This window comes from Mucilaginibacter sp. P19 (assembly GCF_050632265.1).
GTDB lineage: Bacteria > Bacteroidota > Bacteroidia > Sphingobacteriales > Sphingobacteriaceae > Mucilaginibacter > Mucilaginibacter gossypii.
In genome coordinates this window covers 5,308,363-5,324,538 of the sequence record NZ_CP192586.1, presented here as the reverse complement: position 1 = coordinate 5,324,538, position 16,176 = coordinate 5,308,363, and the positions used below count along the sequence as shown (strand labels likewise).

18 protein-coding genes and 1 pseudogene are annotated in these 16,176 nt (G+C 43.3%); 6 read left to right on the top strand and 13 right to left on the bottom strand.

The genetic code is table 11. The features are described from left to right. Positions 1-54 precede the first annotated feature (54 nt). The gene (locus ACQ86K_RS26005; RefSeq protein ID WP_090528968.1) at positions 55-423 is read right to left on the bottom strand and encodes a response regulator; all 369 of its coding nucleotides are present in this window, start codon (positions 421-423) and stop codon (positions 55-57) included. 132 nt (positions 424-555) lie between these two features. Continuing rightward, a complete protein-coding gene (locus tag ACQ86K_RS26000; RefSeq protein ID WP_090528965.1) occupies positions 556-1,137 on the bottom strand; it encodes a thymidine kinase in 582 nt (193 codons plus the stop codon). An 82-nt stretch (positions 1,138-1,219) separates the two neighbouring features. On the opposite strand from ACQ86K_RS26000, the gene ACQ86K_RS25995 reads away from it, so the two are divergent. Together ACQ86K_RS25995 and ACQ86K_RS25990 are read left to right on the top strand one after the other, a co-directional pair. After that, entirely contained in the window at positions 1,220-1,450 is a 231-nt protein-coding gene (locus ACQ86K_RS25995) for a hypothetical protein (RefSeq protein WP_431199051.1), read from the top strand. 5 nt (positions 1,451-1,455) lie between these two features. Continuing rightward, entirely contained in the window at positions 1,456-2,283 is an 828-nt protein-coding gene (locus ACQ86K_RS25990) for a hypothetical protein (protein ID WP_431199050.1), read from the top strand. Between the two features lie 87 nt (positions 2,284-2,370). On the opposite strand, the gene rodA is transcribed toward ACQ86K_RS25990, so the two are convergent. The 7 genes from rodA to purH all read right to left on the bottom strand — a co-directional run bounded on the left by rodA (position 2,371) and on the right by purH (position 9,953). Continuing rightward, on the bottom strand, positions 2,371-3,636 hold the full coding sequence (gene rodA, locus ACQ86K_RS25985; RefSeq protein ID WP_112652734.1) for a rod shape-determining protein RodA: 1,266 nt from the start codon (positions 3,634-3,636) through the stop codon (positions 2,371-2,373). A 19-nt stretch (positions 3,637-3,655) separates the two neighbouring features. Next, positions 3,656-5,665 carry a penicillin-binding protein 2 gene (mrdA, locus tag ACQ86K_RS25980; protein ID WP_431199049.1) on the bottom strand — a complete coding sequence of 670 codons (2,010 nt, stop codon included), beginning with the start codon at positions 5,663-5,665 and terminating at the stop codon, positions 3,656-3,658. Beyond that, positions 5,662-6,180: a rod shape-determining protein MreD gene (locus ACQ86K_RS25975; protein WP_091165673.1), complete on the bottom strand. Its 519-nt coding sequence runs from the start codon at positions 6,178-6,180 to the stop codon at positions 5,662-5,664. Before ACQ86K_RS25975 ends, mrdA begins: the two co-directional genes overlap by 4 nt. Continuing rightward, a complete protein-coding gene (locus ACQ86K_RS25970) occupies positions 6,173-6,424 on the bottom strand; it encodes a rod shape-determining protein MreC (protein WP_431199048.1) in 252 nt (83 codons plus the stop codon). The genes ACQ86K_RS25975 and ACQ86K_RS25970 overlap by 8 nt, the downstream gene beginning before the upstream one ends. Continuing rightward, on the bottom strand, positions 6,421-6,858 hold the full coding sequence (mreC, locus tag ACQ86K_RS25965) for a rod shape-determining protein MreC (RefSeq protein ID WP_431199047.1): 438 nt from the start codon (positions 6,856-6,858) through the stop codon (positions 6,421-6,423). Before mreC ends, ACQ86K_RS25970 begins: the two co-directional genes overlap by 4 nt. A 272-nt stretch (positions 6,859-7,130) precedes the next feature. Further along, a complete protein-coding gene (locus tag ACQ86K_RS25960) occupies positions 7,131-8,153 on the bottom strand; it encodes a rod shape-determining protein (protein WP_090528947.1) in 1,023 nt (340 codons plus the stop codon). 273 nt (positions 8,154-8,426) lie between these two features. Further along, positions 8,427-9,953, bottom strand: a complete 1,527-nt coding sequence (purH, locus tag ACQ86K_RS25955) for a bifunctional phosphoribosylaminoimidazolecarboxamide formyltransferase/IMP cyclohydrolase (RefSeq protein WP_091165679.1) — start codon at positions 9,951-9,953, stop codon at positions 8,427-8,429. Positions 9,954-10,198: 245 nt separating this feature from the next. On the opposite strand from purH, the gene ACQ86K_RS25950 reads away from it, so the two are divergent. Beyond that, on the top strand, positions 10,199-10,384 hold the full coding sequence (locus ACQ86K_RS25950) for a hypothetical protein (protein ID WP_431199046.1): 186 nt from the start codon (positions 10,199-10,201) through the stop codon (positions 10,382-10,384). Positions 10,385-10,398: 14 nt separating this feature from the next. After that, positions 10,399-10,683, top strand: coding sequence for a type II toxin-antitoxin system RelE/ParE family toxin (locus ACQ86K_RS25945; RefSeq protein WP_176844431.1), 285 nt, complete (start codon positions 10,399-10,401; stop codon positions 10,681-10,683). A 43-nt stretch (positions 10,684-10,726) separates the two neighbouring features. On the opposite strand, the gene purN is transcribed toward ACQ86K_RS25945, so the two are convergent. Next, positions 10,727-11,308: a phosphoribosylglycinamide formyltransferase gene (gene purN / locus ACQ86K_RS25940; protein WP_431200935.1), complete on the bottom strand. Its 582-nt coding sequence runs from the start codon at positions 11,306-11,308 to the stop codon at positions 10,727-10,729. A gap of 109 nt (positions 11,309-11,417) precedes the next feature. After that, a complete protein-coding gene (locus ACQ86K_RS25935) occupies positions 11,418-11,924 on the bottom strand; it encodes a DUF5004 domain-containing protein (RefSeq protein ID WP_091165691.1) in 507 nt (168 codons plus the stop codon). 89 nt (positions 11,925-12,013) lie between these two features. Between ACQ86K_RS25935 and yiaK the strand changes: the two genes are divergently transcribed. After that, the gene (yiaK, locus tag ACQ86K_RS25930) at positions 12,014-12,997 is read left to right on the top strand and encodes a 3-dehydro-L-gulonate 2-dehydrogenase (RefSeq protein WP_091165694.1); all 984 of its coding nucleotides are present in this window, start codon (positions 12,014-12,016) and stop codon (positions 12,995-12,997) included. Positions 12,998-13,021: 24 nt separating this feature from the next. On the opposite strand, the gene ACQ86K_RS25925 is transcribed toward yiaK, so the two are convergent. Together ACQ86K_RS25925 and panB are read right to left on the bottom strand one after the other, a co-directional pair. Next, positions 13,022-13,747 (bottom strand): RluA family pseudouridine synthase, encoded by a 726-nt coding sequence (locus ACQ86K_RS25925; RefSeq protein ID WP_091165699.1) that lies wholly within the window; start codon positions 13,745-13,747, stop codon positions 13,022-13,024. An 89-nt stretch (positions 13,748-13,836) separates the two neighbouring features. After that, positions 13,837-14,652, bottom strand: coding sequence for a 3-methyl-2-oxobutanoate hydroxymethyltransferase (gene panB / locus ACQ86K_RS25920; RefSeq protein ID WP_091165702.1), 816 nt, complete (start codon positions 14,650-14,652; stop codon positions 13,837-13,839). A 351-nt stretch (positions 14,653-15,003) separates the two neighbouring features. Between panB and carA the strand changes: the two are divergent. Beyond that, positions 15,004-16,105: pseudogene (gene carA / locus ACQ86K_RS25915) on the top strand (glutamine-hydrolyzing carbamoyl-phosphate synthase small subunit). Positions 16,106-16,176 lie beyond the last annotated feature (71 nt).

Here is a 16,176-nt window from a genome sequence, read left to right as displayed (position 1 = left end):
AAACGGCCCTTCAAATTAATGGAGGGCCGTTTTATTTATACTGATAAGGATTGCTTACTTGATATGCTTTTTTACGATCTCTGAAAGAGATGTCAGATCAAATGGCTTGGCAAGGTACCCATCGGCGTTACCGGCTTTGGCAATTTCTTTGATATTGCTCACGGCCGAAATAATGATCACGGGGATGTGGCTGGTAGCCGGATTGTCTTTTATACTTTTACTTAGCTGTTGCCCGTTGGCGTCACTGCTCCAATCGGTAAGCCAGTTATCAAGCAAAATAAGGTCGGGGTTAATAGTAGTCAGGGTACGCAGGATTCGGGCATTGTCGGATTGTACTACTTCGTAACCTTCTTCCTCCAATACATACACCACGGTATCGCGAATATCTTTATCGTCCTCTATAACTAAAACCTTTTTTGCCATAAGCTTGATTGCTTTATACTTTATTAAAGCACCTTCTTTTTGAAGCTGCTGTGTTTAAGTACATAACAATCAAATACCCGGTATTTGTTTTAGTTATAGTATTAAATAAAAAATATATTATTTAATTAAATGTTAACCAGCAACGGTATTGTAGCATGCCCGGCAGCGGGGCTCATAGCTTTCCTTCTCGCCTAATAATATTTTTGAATTATCATGTACCAGGCGGTACGAGTATTGGGCCGGGTTGCCGCACCTTACGCAAACGGCCTGCAGTTTCGTTACCGATTCGGCAATGGCCATAATGTTGGGCATAGAGCCAAATGGACGGCCCTTAAAATCCATGTCCAAACCGGCTACAATTACACGTACGCCGCGGTTGGCCAATACGGTACATACCTCGGGGAGTTCATCGTCAAAAAATTGCGCTTCATCAACACCTATCACATGGGCATCACTGGCCAGCAGTAAGATAGCCGAAGCGCTATCAACCGGGGTAGAGGTTATTTTGCTGGCATTGTGCGAAATAATGGCATCTTCGCCATAACGGGTATCGGCTTTGGGGCTAAAAATCTCAACCTTAAGCTTGGCAATGCGGGCACGGTTAAGCCTCCTGATCAGCTCTTCGGTTTTGCCCGAGAACATTGATCCGCAGATAACCTCAATACTGCCGCCTACTTCGCTTTTACGCCTGAAAACCTCTTCGTGATATACCATTTATGACTTTTATAGTCGGCAAATATCAGAATTTAATCCTATTTTTGGTAAGCATTTTCCTAACATTGAGGCCATGAAGCAAATGGATGTATTTAAAAAGATAGGTGGGATTTTAAAAGAGCTTAATGATCAATACGACTACCTTGCAGCTGATCCCAGCGAACTTAACGAGCTTGAATTAGAACTTTTTGTAGCCAATGCCCATTTTTTAAAAGACCATGCCGAAATACTGCGTCGCATCAACGAGCGCACGGCAGCTCCTTCACTGCTTGCAGAAAAAACCAGCCGGCAGCTGAAGAACATACACCGGTAACTCTGGTGTTACCTCCCGCTCCGGTGCCGGTAACGCCTCCGCCTGCAAAGGAGGAAGCCTTGCATGAGCAGCGCTTTTTTGAACCGGTAGTACAACAGCACATCCCTGTGCCGGTTGATAACATAGAACTTACCAGCGATGCTGAACCACCAGCTCCGGTGCCGTTTAACCCGGTAAAAATAGAGGTGATCAACCCCGCGCCCGAAATAAAGGAAACGCCCGAACCGCAAATAAATATCGCTGCCGAAAAAGATACGGATACTTATTCATTTCAACAGGAAATTCCTGAAGGAAGCAGCTTTGAACTAAATTTAAACGAGGCTGATACCTGGGATGATGAAGCTGACAGGTTTGAGCAGGAAGAGCTGATTGGTGAACTTCCCGAAAAGCCGGTGGAAGTAATACCCATAGCCGAACAGCCAAAGCCCGTGCCGGTAATTGAGCCCGTAAAACCCGCAGCAGAGCCTGTTGTTGCTACAGCTCCTTCGGCAGATACAGGTAGCAGCCAGCAGGTACTGACCTTTAATCAAAGGATGATGGCCCAAAAAGCCGAGAAAGCTAACAACGCGGCAAGCACCACTGCCGAGCTGCCGGTTACCGATCTTAAATCGGCCATAAACCTGAATGATAAGCTGCTTTATATAAAAGATCTGTTTAATGGTTACAGCCTGGCCTATAGTGAAGCTATTGAGATAGTAAACCGCTTTAACACTTTTGAAGAAGCCGAACGCTTCCTGAAAACAAACTACGTAGTTAAAAATAACTGGGAAAGTAAAGCATCAACAGCCGATAAGTTTTACGCTTTGTTACGACGGAGATATCCTGCTTCGTAGCGGTTTAGTTCATAGTTGATGGTTCATGGTGAAGACGATTTTAGAGGTACCCCAACTTTCTGACTTACGGACTTCTGGCTAAAATTATCAAACATTCGATTTCCGGTTTGAATCGAGTTTGATAAGCGTGAACAGGAGCATGGTAAAGCTTAACAGCGACGAGCCTCCATAGCTGATGAACGGTAAAGGGATACCAATAACGGGCACTACGCCAATGGTCATACCGATATTGATCACTACGTGAAAAAACAGCACGGAAGCTACACCGTAACCGTAAATACGCGTAAAAGGCGATCGCTGCCGTTCGGCAATGAGAATTACCCGTAATATCAGGAACATGAAAAGGCTTATTACCGTTAATGAACCTGCAAAGCCCCATTCTTCGCCGACTGTGCAGAAAATAAAGTCGGTACTTTGCTCGGGTACAAACGAGTATTGGGTTTGTGTACCATGTAAATAGCCTTTACCCCACATTTTTCCGGAGCCTATAGCTATTTTCGACTGGTTTACATTATAGCCTTTTCCCTTTAAATCGGTGGTGATACCCAGTAGTATGTTAATACGCTCTGTTTGATGTTTCTTTAAAACGTGGGTATAAATAAACTTTACACTGAATATAAACGCTATCGAGATTGCAAGGCCGATGATCACGGTTTTGATGAGCTGCCTGTTACGCTTAAATAAAAAGATAATGAAAGCGGTTATTACAGCCAGGATCAGGATAATATACAGCGGATTGTATAATAGCGATGTAACGAAAAGGGTGATGAACAACCCCGCTATCACCAGGAAATAAGGAGAAAGCCCTTCGCGGTATAAAACAAATATCAAAGAGCAAAATACCAGTGTGGAACCGGTATCGGGCTGCAGCATGATCAGCAACATTGGGAACCCGATAATCACGGCGGCCGTTAAAAATGATTTGGGTTCGGTAACCCGGATGTTGGTGCCGCTTAAATATCGCGCAAGCAATAAACAGGTTGCAAACTTGGCAAACTCCGAAGGCTGCAGCCGGAAACCGCCGCCCATGTTGATCCAGGCCTGGTTACCGCCTACGTTTCGGCCTATTACCAACACCAGTATCAGCAGCAAAACTATTACCACATAAAATGCGGGGGCCAGGGCAGCAATGAACCGGCTTTCGAGTAGCAGGATAACAATACCAATCACTACAGATACGCAAATAAAGATGAACTGCTTACCGTAGTTTGTTGAGGCATCAACTATGCTGGGGTGATTGACGTCAAAAACTGCAGCATGAATATTGAACCAACCAATGGTGCAAAGTACCAGGTACAAAAAAACTGTAAGCCAATCTACATTGAAGAAGAAACTCCGCTGCTGAGTGCTCATGATCTTGCCCTCCCGCCCGTTAATGATTTAATCCAGTTCGCCGGTTTATTGCTATAAGCTGATTCGCGCCTTTCTTTTTTATCGAATCGGCCTTGAATTTTTTAATTGAATCGGCTTTGAACTTTTTGATGGAATCAACCTTTGCCGCCCTGATACTGTCACGCCTGCGTTCTTTTTGTAGGTCTTGAGCATAAAGGCTAAGATCGGGCAGGCGGTTTGCATTTGCATAATAATCAACTGTAATTCCCGATTCGCGCGGACTGATCTTACCTTTTAGATATTTTTCAACTATGAAGCTTGCAATAGGAGCGGCCCAATGCGCACCCTCGCCCGAGTTTTCAACTACAACAGCAATCGCTATCTTAGGATTATCGCGTGGGGCGAAAGCTACAAATACTGAGTTATCCTCGCCATGCGGATTTTGCGCGGTGCCGGTTTTACCGCACATAATAATATCAGGTATTTTTGACCTGCGGGCTGTACCGTTTTCAACCACTGCCTGCATTCCGTTAATAACAGGCTCAAAATATCCGGAATCTATCCCAACATAGTTTTTTTCAACGTATTCTTTTTTAATTACGTTTTTAGTACCGATTGCCTTGATAAGGTGGGGCTTATAGTAAAACCCGCGATTGGCAATAGTACACTCCAGGTTAGCCATTTGCAAAGGGGTTGCTAATAACTCGCCCTGGCCTATGGCCAGCGGAACGATGGTGCTTGAACGCCAGCCGCCTTTATGATAAACATTGTCATAATGTAAAGGCGTGGGCACGTTACCACGGCTTTCGGCAGGCATATCCAGGTCCAGCCTTGCACCAAGGCCAAATTTCATTACATTATTTCGCCATGCGGTGAAATTGGCTTCTGTATTTTTTACCCCGTACCGGTCAACAATACGTTGAAAAACCATTGAGAAGTAGCCGTTACATGACTCGGCCACGGCTCGGGCCATATTTACCGTGCCGTGTGCTTCGCCATGGTTACAGTGTACAATGCGGTTGCCTGCCCGGTAATTACCGGTACAATAAAAAGTTTCGCTGGGGTTAATGATGCCCTCCTGCAGCGCGATAAGGGCACTTAATGGTTTAAATGATGAGCCGGGAGGATATTGCGCCTGGATAGGCCTTATGAAAAATGGCTTATACGGGTTATTGTACATTTTGGCAAGGTTATTACCGCGCTGACGGCCTACCATGAGGTTAGGGTCATAGGTAGGGCTGCTCACATAACATAAGATCTCGCCCGATGATGGCTCTATGGCTACAATACTGCCCAGCTTGTTTTGCATCAGTTTTTCACCGAGCCTTTGCAGGTCAACGTCTAACGACGAGGTCAGACGTTCGCCCGAACGGGGCACGGTATCAAGCGCGCCGTTGGCAAATGAACCTTTGGGCACACCATGCGAGTCTACCATTTGTACCTGTACACCGCGTTGACCGCGCAATACATTTTCGTAGGCCTTCTCGACGCCGGTAACGCCGATATAATCGCCAAGGCGGTAATAACCGTTTGAGCGTTTGATGTCCCTGTCGGTAACCTCGCCAATAAAACCTAAAAACTGTGCCGCTACCGAGTCGGGGTAGGTGCGTATGGTGCGTGGCACTATAGCGAAGCCCGGAAACTCAAACAACTTTTCCTGCAATGAAGCATACAACTGAACAGAAAGTTGTTTTTCAAATACGGATGCTGTATTAGGCGATTGCTTTTTAGCCTTGGTAAAGCGTTTGTCGAAACCCTCTTTGTCGATACCTATCATTTTGCAAAATAACATGGTATCAAAAGGTTTTACTTCCTTGGGGTTAACGGTAACATCATAAATGGGTTCGTTTTGTACAAGGATTTTGCCGTTACGATCGAGTATAGGCCCGCGGGCAGGGTAAAGTATGGTTGTGCGTCTTACGTTACTGTTGGCATAGATCTCGTACTTGTCATCAACTATCTGGATATAGTAAAGCCTTCCCAGCAGGGCTAATATGATAGCTATAAAAATACCGGTAACAACGTAGCGGCGCTCAAAAAACTTATTCATTTACGTTCTTTCCTTCTGAAAAATAGCAGGCCCGAAATTAGTATTAAAAATACGGTAAACAATGAACTCAAAACAACACGGCTTAGTGTGTATTGTATTTCAGAAAAACTAAAAACCTCTAAATTAAGCAGGAAAAAGTGGTGGAATAAAGTAAGTATCAATACATAAGTAAAAAACCACCTGAAACCCATGATACTCAAAGTAGGTTCGGGCTCGTTATCAAAGCCATCCTTTTGTACCGTGATGCTGATGAAAAGTACGCGTACCAATGCCAGCACAACGCAGGCCGCAGCATGAAGCCCCGGGGTATCATAAAATGCATCAATAGTGAGGCCTGTCAGGAACGAGAGTACAAACAGCAGCAGATTAGGTACTTCAAAGGGAAGCAACAAAATGAAAAGGATATAGAAATAAGGGGTGGCAAGATTATAAAACGTGATGTTTTTTAACAGGAAAACCTGCATAAAAACCAAAACTATAAACCTAACAAGGTTAACAAGGATAGTCCTACTCATTTTTGTTTTGTACGGCCTCCAGTACCGTTTGTTCACCGGCAAATTTGTTATTTACCACGTAAACGTATTGAAGCTTTGTAAAATCAACAGCTAAGGCTACCTCAACGTTGATGAGTAAACCGCCGCCTTTGGCATGCAGGTTGGTAACTTTGCCAAACGGTATACCGGTTGGGAAAAGCGAGTAGCCCGAGGTAACCACCGTATCGCCAATTTTGGGCTGAGCATTATTCTGGATATCTATCAATACCCCCTGTGCGGATCAAGATCGTTACCCCATACAAACGAGCCTATATCTTTAGTACCTGCAAGCATGGCGCTAAACCGCGTGTTTTTATGCAAAACCGATTGGATAATAGCTAAATGCTCGGTTACGGCAATAACCTGCCCCACAACGCCTGTACCTGTTATTACACCCATATCTTTTTGGATCCCATCCCTGCTGCCCCGGTTAATAGTAATGTAGTTGCTGCGTTTATTGAATGAATTATTGATTACCTTGGCTACAATATAAGTATATTGTTGTTTGTAAACGGTATCATTAACCTTGTGTTTTTCAACAGTATCAACATACATAGAAGCTTTGAGCTGGCCGCGAAGTTTGGCATTTTCGCGGGCAAGGCTATCGTTGGTTTCTTTTAATGACAGGTATTCTTTAAAAGCATCAACCTGGCTGTACAAGGTACCGGTTACTTTATTGGTTGAGTTAATAAAAGACGCTTTTTGAAACGAGTTGTATTTGATATATATAAGCAGCGAACTAATCTCAAAAATCAGGAATAAAAAAACGCGTTATACTTAGTAATAAATATCCAAAGGTTACGCATTGTTGGAGATTAGTTAATTGGAGATCAGAGATTAGTTGTCTATAGCAAAATTAGAAATTAGGAATCGGAGATAAGTATTTTAATAATAACTAATCTCCAATCCCTAACCTCTAATTACTAACTCAGTTACTGCATTAAAAATTTAAAATTGCCAATGTTTTTAAGGGCGGTGCCGGTTCCGCGTACTACGGCGCGAAGAGGGTCTTCGGCAACGTGAACGGGTAGTTTGGTTTTGGCAGCCACACGCTTATCCAAACCGCGCAATAAAGCACCCCCACCAGTTAAGTAGATGCCGGTTTGATAAATATCGGCCGAAAGCTCGGGAGGGGTAATTTCCAACGCTTTCAATATCGCTTCTTCAATTTTTGAAATTGATTTATCAAGGCAATGTGCAATTTCGGTGTATGATACCATGATTTGTTTTGGTACACCGGTCATAAGGTCACGGCCTTGTACTGCAAAGTCGCCCGGCGGCTCGCTTAGTTCAGGAAGCGCGGCGCCAACCTCAATTTTAATTTTTTCGGCAGTACGGTCGCCAATCATGATGTTATGCTGGCGACGGATATATTGCACAATGTCCGAATCAAAGTTGTCTCCTGCAACACGGATTGACTGGTCGCAAACAATACCTGATAAAGCGATAACGGCAATTTCGGTTGTACCACCACCAATATCAATGATCATGTTGCCCATCGGCTCCTCAACGTCTATACCAATACCTACAGCTGCAGCCATTGGTTCGTGGATGAGGTAAACCTCTTTTGCGCCGGCAATCTCGGCCGAGTCGCGCACGGCACGTTTCTCTACCTCGGTAATACCCGATGGGATACAGATCACCATACGCAGTGATGGAAAGAACCATCCCTTACCCTGGTTAATCATTTTGATCATCCCGCGGATCATGTGCTCGGCGGCGTTAAAGTCGGCAATTACACCGTCTTTAAGCGGGCGCACGGTACGGATATTATCGTGCGTTTTACCTTCCATTTGCATGGCCTGCCTGCCAATGGCAATCACTTTATTGGTTGTTCTGTCGAACGCCACGATCGAGGGTTCGTCAACAACAACTTTGTCGTTATGTATAATGAGGGTATTTGCTGTACCTAAATCGATAGCAATTTCTTGTGTAAAAAAGTTAAATAAACCCATCTGGTATTTCTTTCAGTATGTTATGCAAAGTTTATAAAAATACGCTTAAATAGTTTAGCATTTTGCAAACTTAAGCGTTAAAAAATCACATTTATTGTGTTGGGGTTGGGTTGATAGAGCTTATTTATTAGATGGTTGACCGGATTTACAGGTAAATTAAGTTAAAACAGGTTAAAAACATTTTTCCTTTTCACCAAATCAATCTCTACTCTTCAATCAAACGTTTTTAACCTAATAAACTACTCACCAAATCAACCCGGTCAACCTTAAATGTTAGTGTTTAAAGTGACGTACGCCGGTAGTAACCATAGCCAGGCCTTTTTCATTGCACATGGCAACCGAAAGCTTGTCATTAATCGATCCGCCCGGTTGTAATATGGCGGTGATCCCGGCTTCGGCAGCCAGTTCGGCACAATCAGGGAAGGGGAAGAAAGCGTCGGACGCCATTACCGCACCGTTCAGATCGAAACCAAAGCTTTGAGCTTTAATAATGGCTTGCTTAAGTGCATCAACCCTTGATGTTTGACCAACGCCACTCGCCATTAGCTGGTTATTTTTAGCAAACACAATGGTGTTTGATTTGGTATGCTTCACAATTTTATTAGCGAAGAACAGGTCTTTCAATTCGGCCTCGGTAGGTGCTTTTTCGGTAACGGTTGTCATTTGGGCCGGGCCTTCAATTACCGCGTCCTTATCCTGCTCAATTACGCCATTCAATAAAGTTTTGAAATGCTTAACAGGCAGTTCAACCGGCTGGCGAACCAACAGGATGCGGTTCTTTTTGCCTGATAGAATCTTTACGGCTTCATCAGTGAAAGCAGGCGCGATCAATACTTCATAAAATATCTTGTCGATCTCAGTAGCTGTTTCAGCGTCGATTTCGGCATTGGCAATAATTACACCGCCAAAGGCAGATACCGGGTCGCAAGCCAAAGCATCGATCCATGCTTCTTTGATAAATGAACGCGAAGCTACACCGCAGGCATTGGTATGCTTAAGGATAGCGATAGTAGGCTCGGTAAACTCATCAATAATAGCAACGGCAGCATCAACATCAACCAGGTTGTTGTATGAAAGCTCTTTGCCGTTCAGTTTGTTGAACATGGCATCAAGGTTACCATAAAAAGTTCCTTTTTGGTGAGGGTTTTCGCCGTAACGTAAAACCTGGCTGGTTTGGATGCTTTGTTTAAATACCGGGAGTGGTTCTGCCTCGTTAAAGTAGTTGAAAATATGTGTATCGTAGTTTGACGATATGTTGAATGCTTTTTGAGCGAATGAACGGCGCTGATCAATTGTGGTAGCACCATCCTGCGTTTTCAGGATATTTTCCAGGCCGGCGTAGTCATCTTTTGAAGCTACGATCACTACATCTTTAAAGTTTTTTGCAGCTGCGCGGATCAAAGAGATCCCACCGATATCGATCTTTTCGATCACATCTTCGGCACCAGCGCCTGATTGTACAGTTTCTTCAAAGGGGTACAGGTCAACAATTACCAAATCAATTTCAGGAATTTCATATTGCTCTAATTGCTGTTTATCTCCATCAAAACTCCTGCGGGCCAAAATACCACCGAAAACCTTAGGGTGCAGGGTTTTAACACGGCCACCAAGGATTGAAGGGTAAGAGGTAAGGTCCTCAACCGGGATCACATTTACCCCTAAATTGCGGATAAAAGTTTCGGTACCTCCGGTTGAATAGATATTTACACCAAGGCGGTTTAACTCATGAATGATGGGCTCTAAGTTATCTTTGTAATAAACAGAAATTAAAGCATTTTTTATTTGAACTGACTGGCTCATGTACACACTGTTTTTTGAGCCGCAAAGGTAGTGATATTTAGTTAATTGGAGGTTGGTTAATTAGAGATTAGTTATTAGCATAGGATCGGTATTTATCCACATCAAAATTTTATAGCAAGCGATATTTAATGTGTATTACCGTGCGTTCGATAGGCTAATTGTTGAGGTATTCATAAATAATTGGTAACTTAGTATATGACTACGGTGATCATTCAATCAAATTCGGAAAAAAGACCCGCTTGTTGATGCAGTTGGCTGAAGAGCTTGGTCTTTCTGCGCAAACACAAGAAGTTAAGGATTTGGATACAATTGACGTCGCGAGGGGGATTGGAAGAAAAGCAACAAACGAAGAGCTGATTAATTATTTAAATAAAGATCTTGATGAAGAAGCTATCCCGTTAGATAAAGCTTTTTCTAAATATACCCAATAAGCCCATCCTGTATTTTGAACGTTACTATTAAGCCTAAGGCATTAAAGGTTATTGATGCGATTGTTGATTTTGTAGAATCGAAAAATACGCCGGGAAGCGGTGCAAGATTTGCTTTGAAATTCAAGACAGCTATCAAAAGATTAGCTGTACCCGGAGTACAGCATTCTATTTGTAACCATCAGGTTTTAGCTGCTTTCAAATATTCTTGCAGTCATTTCAATGACTGGGTTATAGCCTTTAAAATTGTTGATGGTGAATTGACTGTTTACGAAATTATACACGGGTCATTGTTGTTTTAATAACCCATAAAAGAACTTAGATACCCCCTAATCACTAAGCAACTCAACTCTTCATTTTCTTTAAAAGCGCTTCAACAACTTTCGGGAAATGGTTATGCTCGAGTTGCTGGCCTTTAAATTTTACGATTTCAAGCGTATCGCCAGGTTCAATTTTAAATTTCGACTGGTGGATGATCTCGCCTTCGTCAAAGTTTTCGTTAACGAAGTGAATGGTGATGCCGCTTTCCTCTTCTCTGTCTTCCAATATTTTGCGGTGTACGTTATCGCCGTACATGCCTTTGCCTCCATATTTGGGTAACAGGGCAGGATGCAGGTTAATGATCTTATTGGGGAATGCTTTTAATAATGATTGTGGCACAAGCCATAAAAAGCCGGCAAGTACAATCAGATCGACCTGTAAGTTTTTTAGCAGACGGATAACACCGTCGGTTTCATAAAACTCATGGCGACTAAAAATATGCGAGGGTACTTCAAAGTTATCAGCACGCTGCAAAACGTAAGCTTGCGGGTTATTGGTAAGTATCAGCACAACTTCGGCATCGGCATTGCGTTTAAAATGCTCCATTAACTTTTGGGCGTTCGAGCCGGAACCTGAAGCGAAAATGGCAATTCTTTTTTCATCGATAATATCTCTTTCAACGAAGATGAAGCTACAATAGTTTCATCGGGCTGATTGTTTACTTGGCATTGAAACTATTATAATAAAACCATTTTTACAATTAAAAATATTGAAACTATTGGGTGGCAGTTACTTTTTGCCTGATAAACCCGTAGCGCATAATGCGTCGTTTTTTTGTTGCCGAATAGTTTGGTTCAACATCTCCTGTTTCTAATACCAGCGAATAATTACCCAGGGTAACTATTTTAGTGTTTTCAAATGGCTTTGAGGTACCGCCCGATGCTTTGGTGGTATCTTTACAAACCAAATCTGAAGTTAAAAATAATTTATTTGCAGTAAGCGACCAGCGGCCCTTCGCAGTATCTGATCTGCATTGAAAATTAGTGTAGCTGCAGGAATTGTCGGCATTGAAGGTAAAAAGCTGGGTATCCTCGCAAGTTTGGTTTAAGGTATCTAAAGACACCTGGGCATCACCAACATAATTAGTAACGGTTATAGAGGCCAATTGCCAGTTACCTGCTAATAATCCGGGTATATGGCTTAAGTTATCTTTCTTGCATGAATTAACAATCAGTGCAATGCTTATTAAAAACAGGAAAAACAACAGCGGAGTTCTTTTCATTTATTAAAGGCAAAATTATAAAATATGGTTGATTACCTTGCATCAGCATACTGTAATAAACGCTATAAATTAAATTTATTTCAAAACCTATGCGCGTTCCATACCAAAAACTTAAAGCCGAATTTGAAAGGGTACTATTAAGTATTGATTTGCCGCTTGAAAAAGCCCGGCAATGCGCCGCCATTTTTGCCGCCAACAGCAGGGATGGTGTTTACAGTCATGGCCTTAACCGGTTTCCTGCTTTTGTACAAACTGTAAAGGAAGGCTTGTTTAAACCGGATGCGGAAGCTGTAATGGTAAACAATCTGGGCGCAATTGAGCAATGGAACGGCAATTTTGGTCTGGGCATGTTAAACGCAAACAGGTGCATGAGACGGGCTATTGAACTGGCCGGGGAGTACGGCATCGGCTGTGTAGCTATCAAAAATACCAACCACTGGATGCGTGGTGGCACTTATGGATTACAGGCGGCTGATGCCGGATTTATAGGCATCTGTTTTACAAACACCATTGCCAATCTGCCGCCCTGGGGTGGGCTCGACCCGCGGCTTGGTAATAATCCGTTGGTTATAGCGGTGCCGCGTAAGGGTGGGCATATCCTGCTGGACATGGCTATTTCACAATACTCGGTAGGTAAGCTAATGGAAAGCAAATCGCAAAATAAACGTTTGCCATTGCCCGGCGGCTATGATCAAGAAGGGAATTTAAGTACTGATGCCGATGCCATTTTGCAGTCAAAGCGGATGCTGCCCATTGGCTTTTGGAAAGGGTCGGGTTTATCGCTGATGCTTGATCTGCTGGCGACCTTATTAAGCCGCGGAAAATCTACCTCAAAAATCAGCGAACACGAAAAGGAGTGGGGCGTATCGCAAGTGTTTATCTGCCTGAAAACAGGCACTGAGCAAAATGAGCGTTTAATAAATGAAATCCTGGGCTACACCAAAAGCAGCAATCCTGTTGATGGTGAACAGGTTTCATACCCTGGCGAAAATATGCTGAAAACCAGAGAACGAAATTTATTGGAAGGTATTCCGGTTGATGAGGAGATTTGGAAGAGGGTATTGGCGATGTGAACCGATGGATTGACTACTGATAAATTACCCTACCATCATTCCTTCAAATTTTTCCCAAAAGCCATCCCGTGGTACAGGAGCGATAATAGCAACTGGTTCGTTTTTTACCGGATGTACAAAAGTTAACTTGCGTGCATGCAGGCAAATGCTTTTACGCAGGCTGCCGCGGGGATAGCCATATTTATTATCGCCCACAATAGGACAACCCAAAGTTGAAAGCTGTACCCTGATCTGGTGCGGGCGGCCGGTTATCGGGTCTACTTCAATTAAATAATACCCGTTTAGTTCGCCAACTAATTTATAGCTCAGTTCAGATCGTAAGCTACCCTGAACTTCTCGGTCATGGGCTTTGGTTACATTTTTTTGCGAGTTTTTTACCAGCCAATGTACCAGGGTGCCTTCTTCGGGAAATGGTTTTTTGCGCACTACTGCATAATAGGTTTTATGCATTTCGCGGGCTTTAAACATTTTGTTGATCCGGTCGAGTGCTTTACTGGTTTTGGCAAACAGGATCACGCCGCTTACCGGTCTGTCCAGCCGGTGCACTACGCCTAAAAACGCACCGTTGGGCTTGCTGTATTTTTGGGCGATGTATTTTTTTACTTTTTCGTCCAAGGGCTCATCGCCGGTTTCATCAACCTGTACAATGTCTCCTGCGCGTTTATTTATGGCAATAAGATGGTTGTCCTCATAAAGAACATCTTTATCGGTAATATCATTGCTGCTGTAATTAAATTCAGGACGGGCCATTGTGTTTGGTTAATGGTCGATAGTCCATGGTCCATGGCTGTTTAGCAATTTTTTTGCTATGGACTCTCGACCATGGACTATGGACTTTTCTAATACTGTTCCTTCTCGTTAGGGAAACTGTTGCTTTTTACGTCGGAGTTGTAATTTTTGATTGCGTCGTGCATGATATCATACAGGTTGGAGTACTGGCGTAAAAACCGAGGTTTAAAGCCTTTATTAATCCCCAGCATATCATGAATTACCAATACCTGGCCGTCGCAATGCTGACCTGCGCCAATACCTATTGTTGGGATCTGCAGGCTATCGGATACCTCCTGGGCCAGTTTGGCCGGGATCTTTTCCAATACAATACCAAAGCAGCCAAGTTCCTGGAGTTTAAGGGCATCATCACGCAGTTTTTGTGCCTCGGCTTCATGTTTGGCGCGTACGGTGTACGTTCCGAATTTATATATGGATTGCGGTGTAAGGCCAAGGTGCCCCATTACCGGGATGCCGGCGGTTAAGATCCTGCTAACGGATTCGGCAATTTCAACACCTCCTTCAATTTTGACGGCATGCGCCCCGGCTTCCTTCATAATGCGGATAGCTGAGTTCAGCGCTTCCTTTGAGTTGCCTTGGTATGATCCAAAAGGCAGATCGACAACCACCAATGCACGTTTGGCCGCACGTACCACAGATGATGCATGATAGATCATCTGGTCGAGCGTTATAGGCAGCGTAGTTTCGTGACCGGCCATCACATTGGAGGCCGAATCACCAACAAGGATGATATCAGTCCCGGCATCGTCAACTATGGTAGCCATCGAATAGTCATATGCAGTAAGCATAGAGATCTTTTCGCCACGAACCTTCATCTCCTGGATGGTGTTGGTGGTGATACGCTTTATTTCTTTATTTACAGACATTGATAAATGTGTTATCGCAATGCAAAGGTAAGCATGATTTCGGATTTTGGAATTTCGATTTCGGATGTGAGATTTTTTGATTTTGGATTTCGGAATTTCGATTTCGGATTTTTCTATTTTTTGATTTGTTATTTTGATTGGCGGGGAGCGTATTCATTACTAATAAATCCGAAATCCCACATTCGAAATCCGAAATCAAAATAAATCCGAAATCTCACATTCGAAATCCGAAATTATTTTCTACTTTTGCGCCGTGAATCCGGAAGTTCCTTACTTCATTATTTCTATCAGTTTTCACGGGGCTTTGAACCAGGCAATCCGATCATTTAACCCTTTCAATTTTTTTAAGCGATGAATTATTTCACCAAATTACCGGCTATATTGCTGCTTGCCGACGGCACTGTTTTTTACGGTAAAGCTGCGGGCAAAATGGGTACTACCACCGGCGAGATTTGTTTTAATACCGGCATGACCGGCTACCAGGAAATTTTTACCGACCCTTCATACTTTGGGCAAATTATGGTAACCACCAATGCGCACATTGGTAACTACGGTATTGCTAATGAAGAGGTGGAATCGGGTAGGATCCAGATTGCAGGTCTTGTTTGTAAAAATTATAACATTGCCTACAGCCGTAAACAGGCCGATGAATCGATACAGGATTATTTCCAGGAGCAAAATATTGTAGGTATTTCTGATATCGATACCCGTCAGCTTGTTCTGTCACATTCGTGATAAAGGCGCTATGAACGCAATCATCTCTTCGGAAATATTGGATCTGGATGAGTTGAAAGCAAAGCTTGACCTGGTACCTTCAATGGATGGCCTTGAGCTTTCATCACAGGTAACAACTACCGAAACTTATACTTTTGGCAGCGAGGATGCTCCTTACCGTGTAGCGGTACTTGATCTTGGTGTAAAGAAAAACATCCTTCGCAATTTTGATTCGCGCGATGTTTACGCCAAAGTGTTCCCGGCAAAAACAACCTACGCCGAAATGGAAAAAGATTTTGCTCCAACAGGTTACTTCATCTCAAATGGCCCCGGCGACCCCGCTGCTATGCCTTACGCAGTTGAAACTGTAAAGGAAATTTTAGCTGCCGATAAGCCAATGTTCGGGATTTGCTTAGGTCACCAGTTATTGGCTTTGGCTAACGATATCCCAACTCAAAAAATGTTTAACGGTCACCGTGGCTTAAACCACCCGGTAAAGAATATCATCATTAACCATTGCGAGGTTACTTCACAAAACCACGGTTTTGGTGTAGTGCCGGAAGCTGTACGCGCTTCGGATAAGGTAGAGATCACCCACGTTAACTTGAACGATCATTCTATCGAAGGTATTCGTGTAAAAGGCAAAAAAGCTTTCTCGGTACAATATCACCCGGAATCGTCACCTGGCCCGCATGATTCAAGGTATTTGTTTGATGACTTTATCAAGCTGATGAAATAAATTTTGATTGTACCTGTACAGATTTTAACTGCGCAGATGCCCGAAAGCCTTTCAATTTAGTTTGGAAGGCT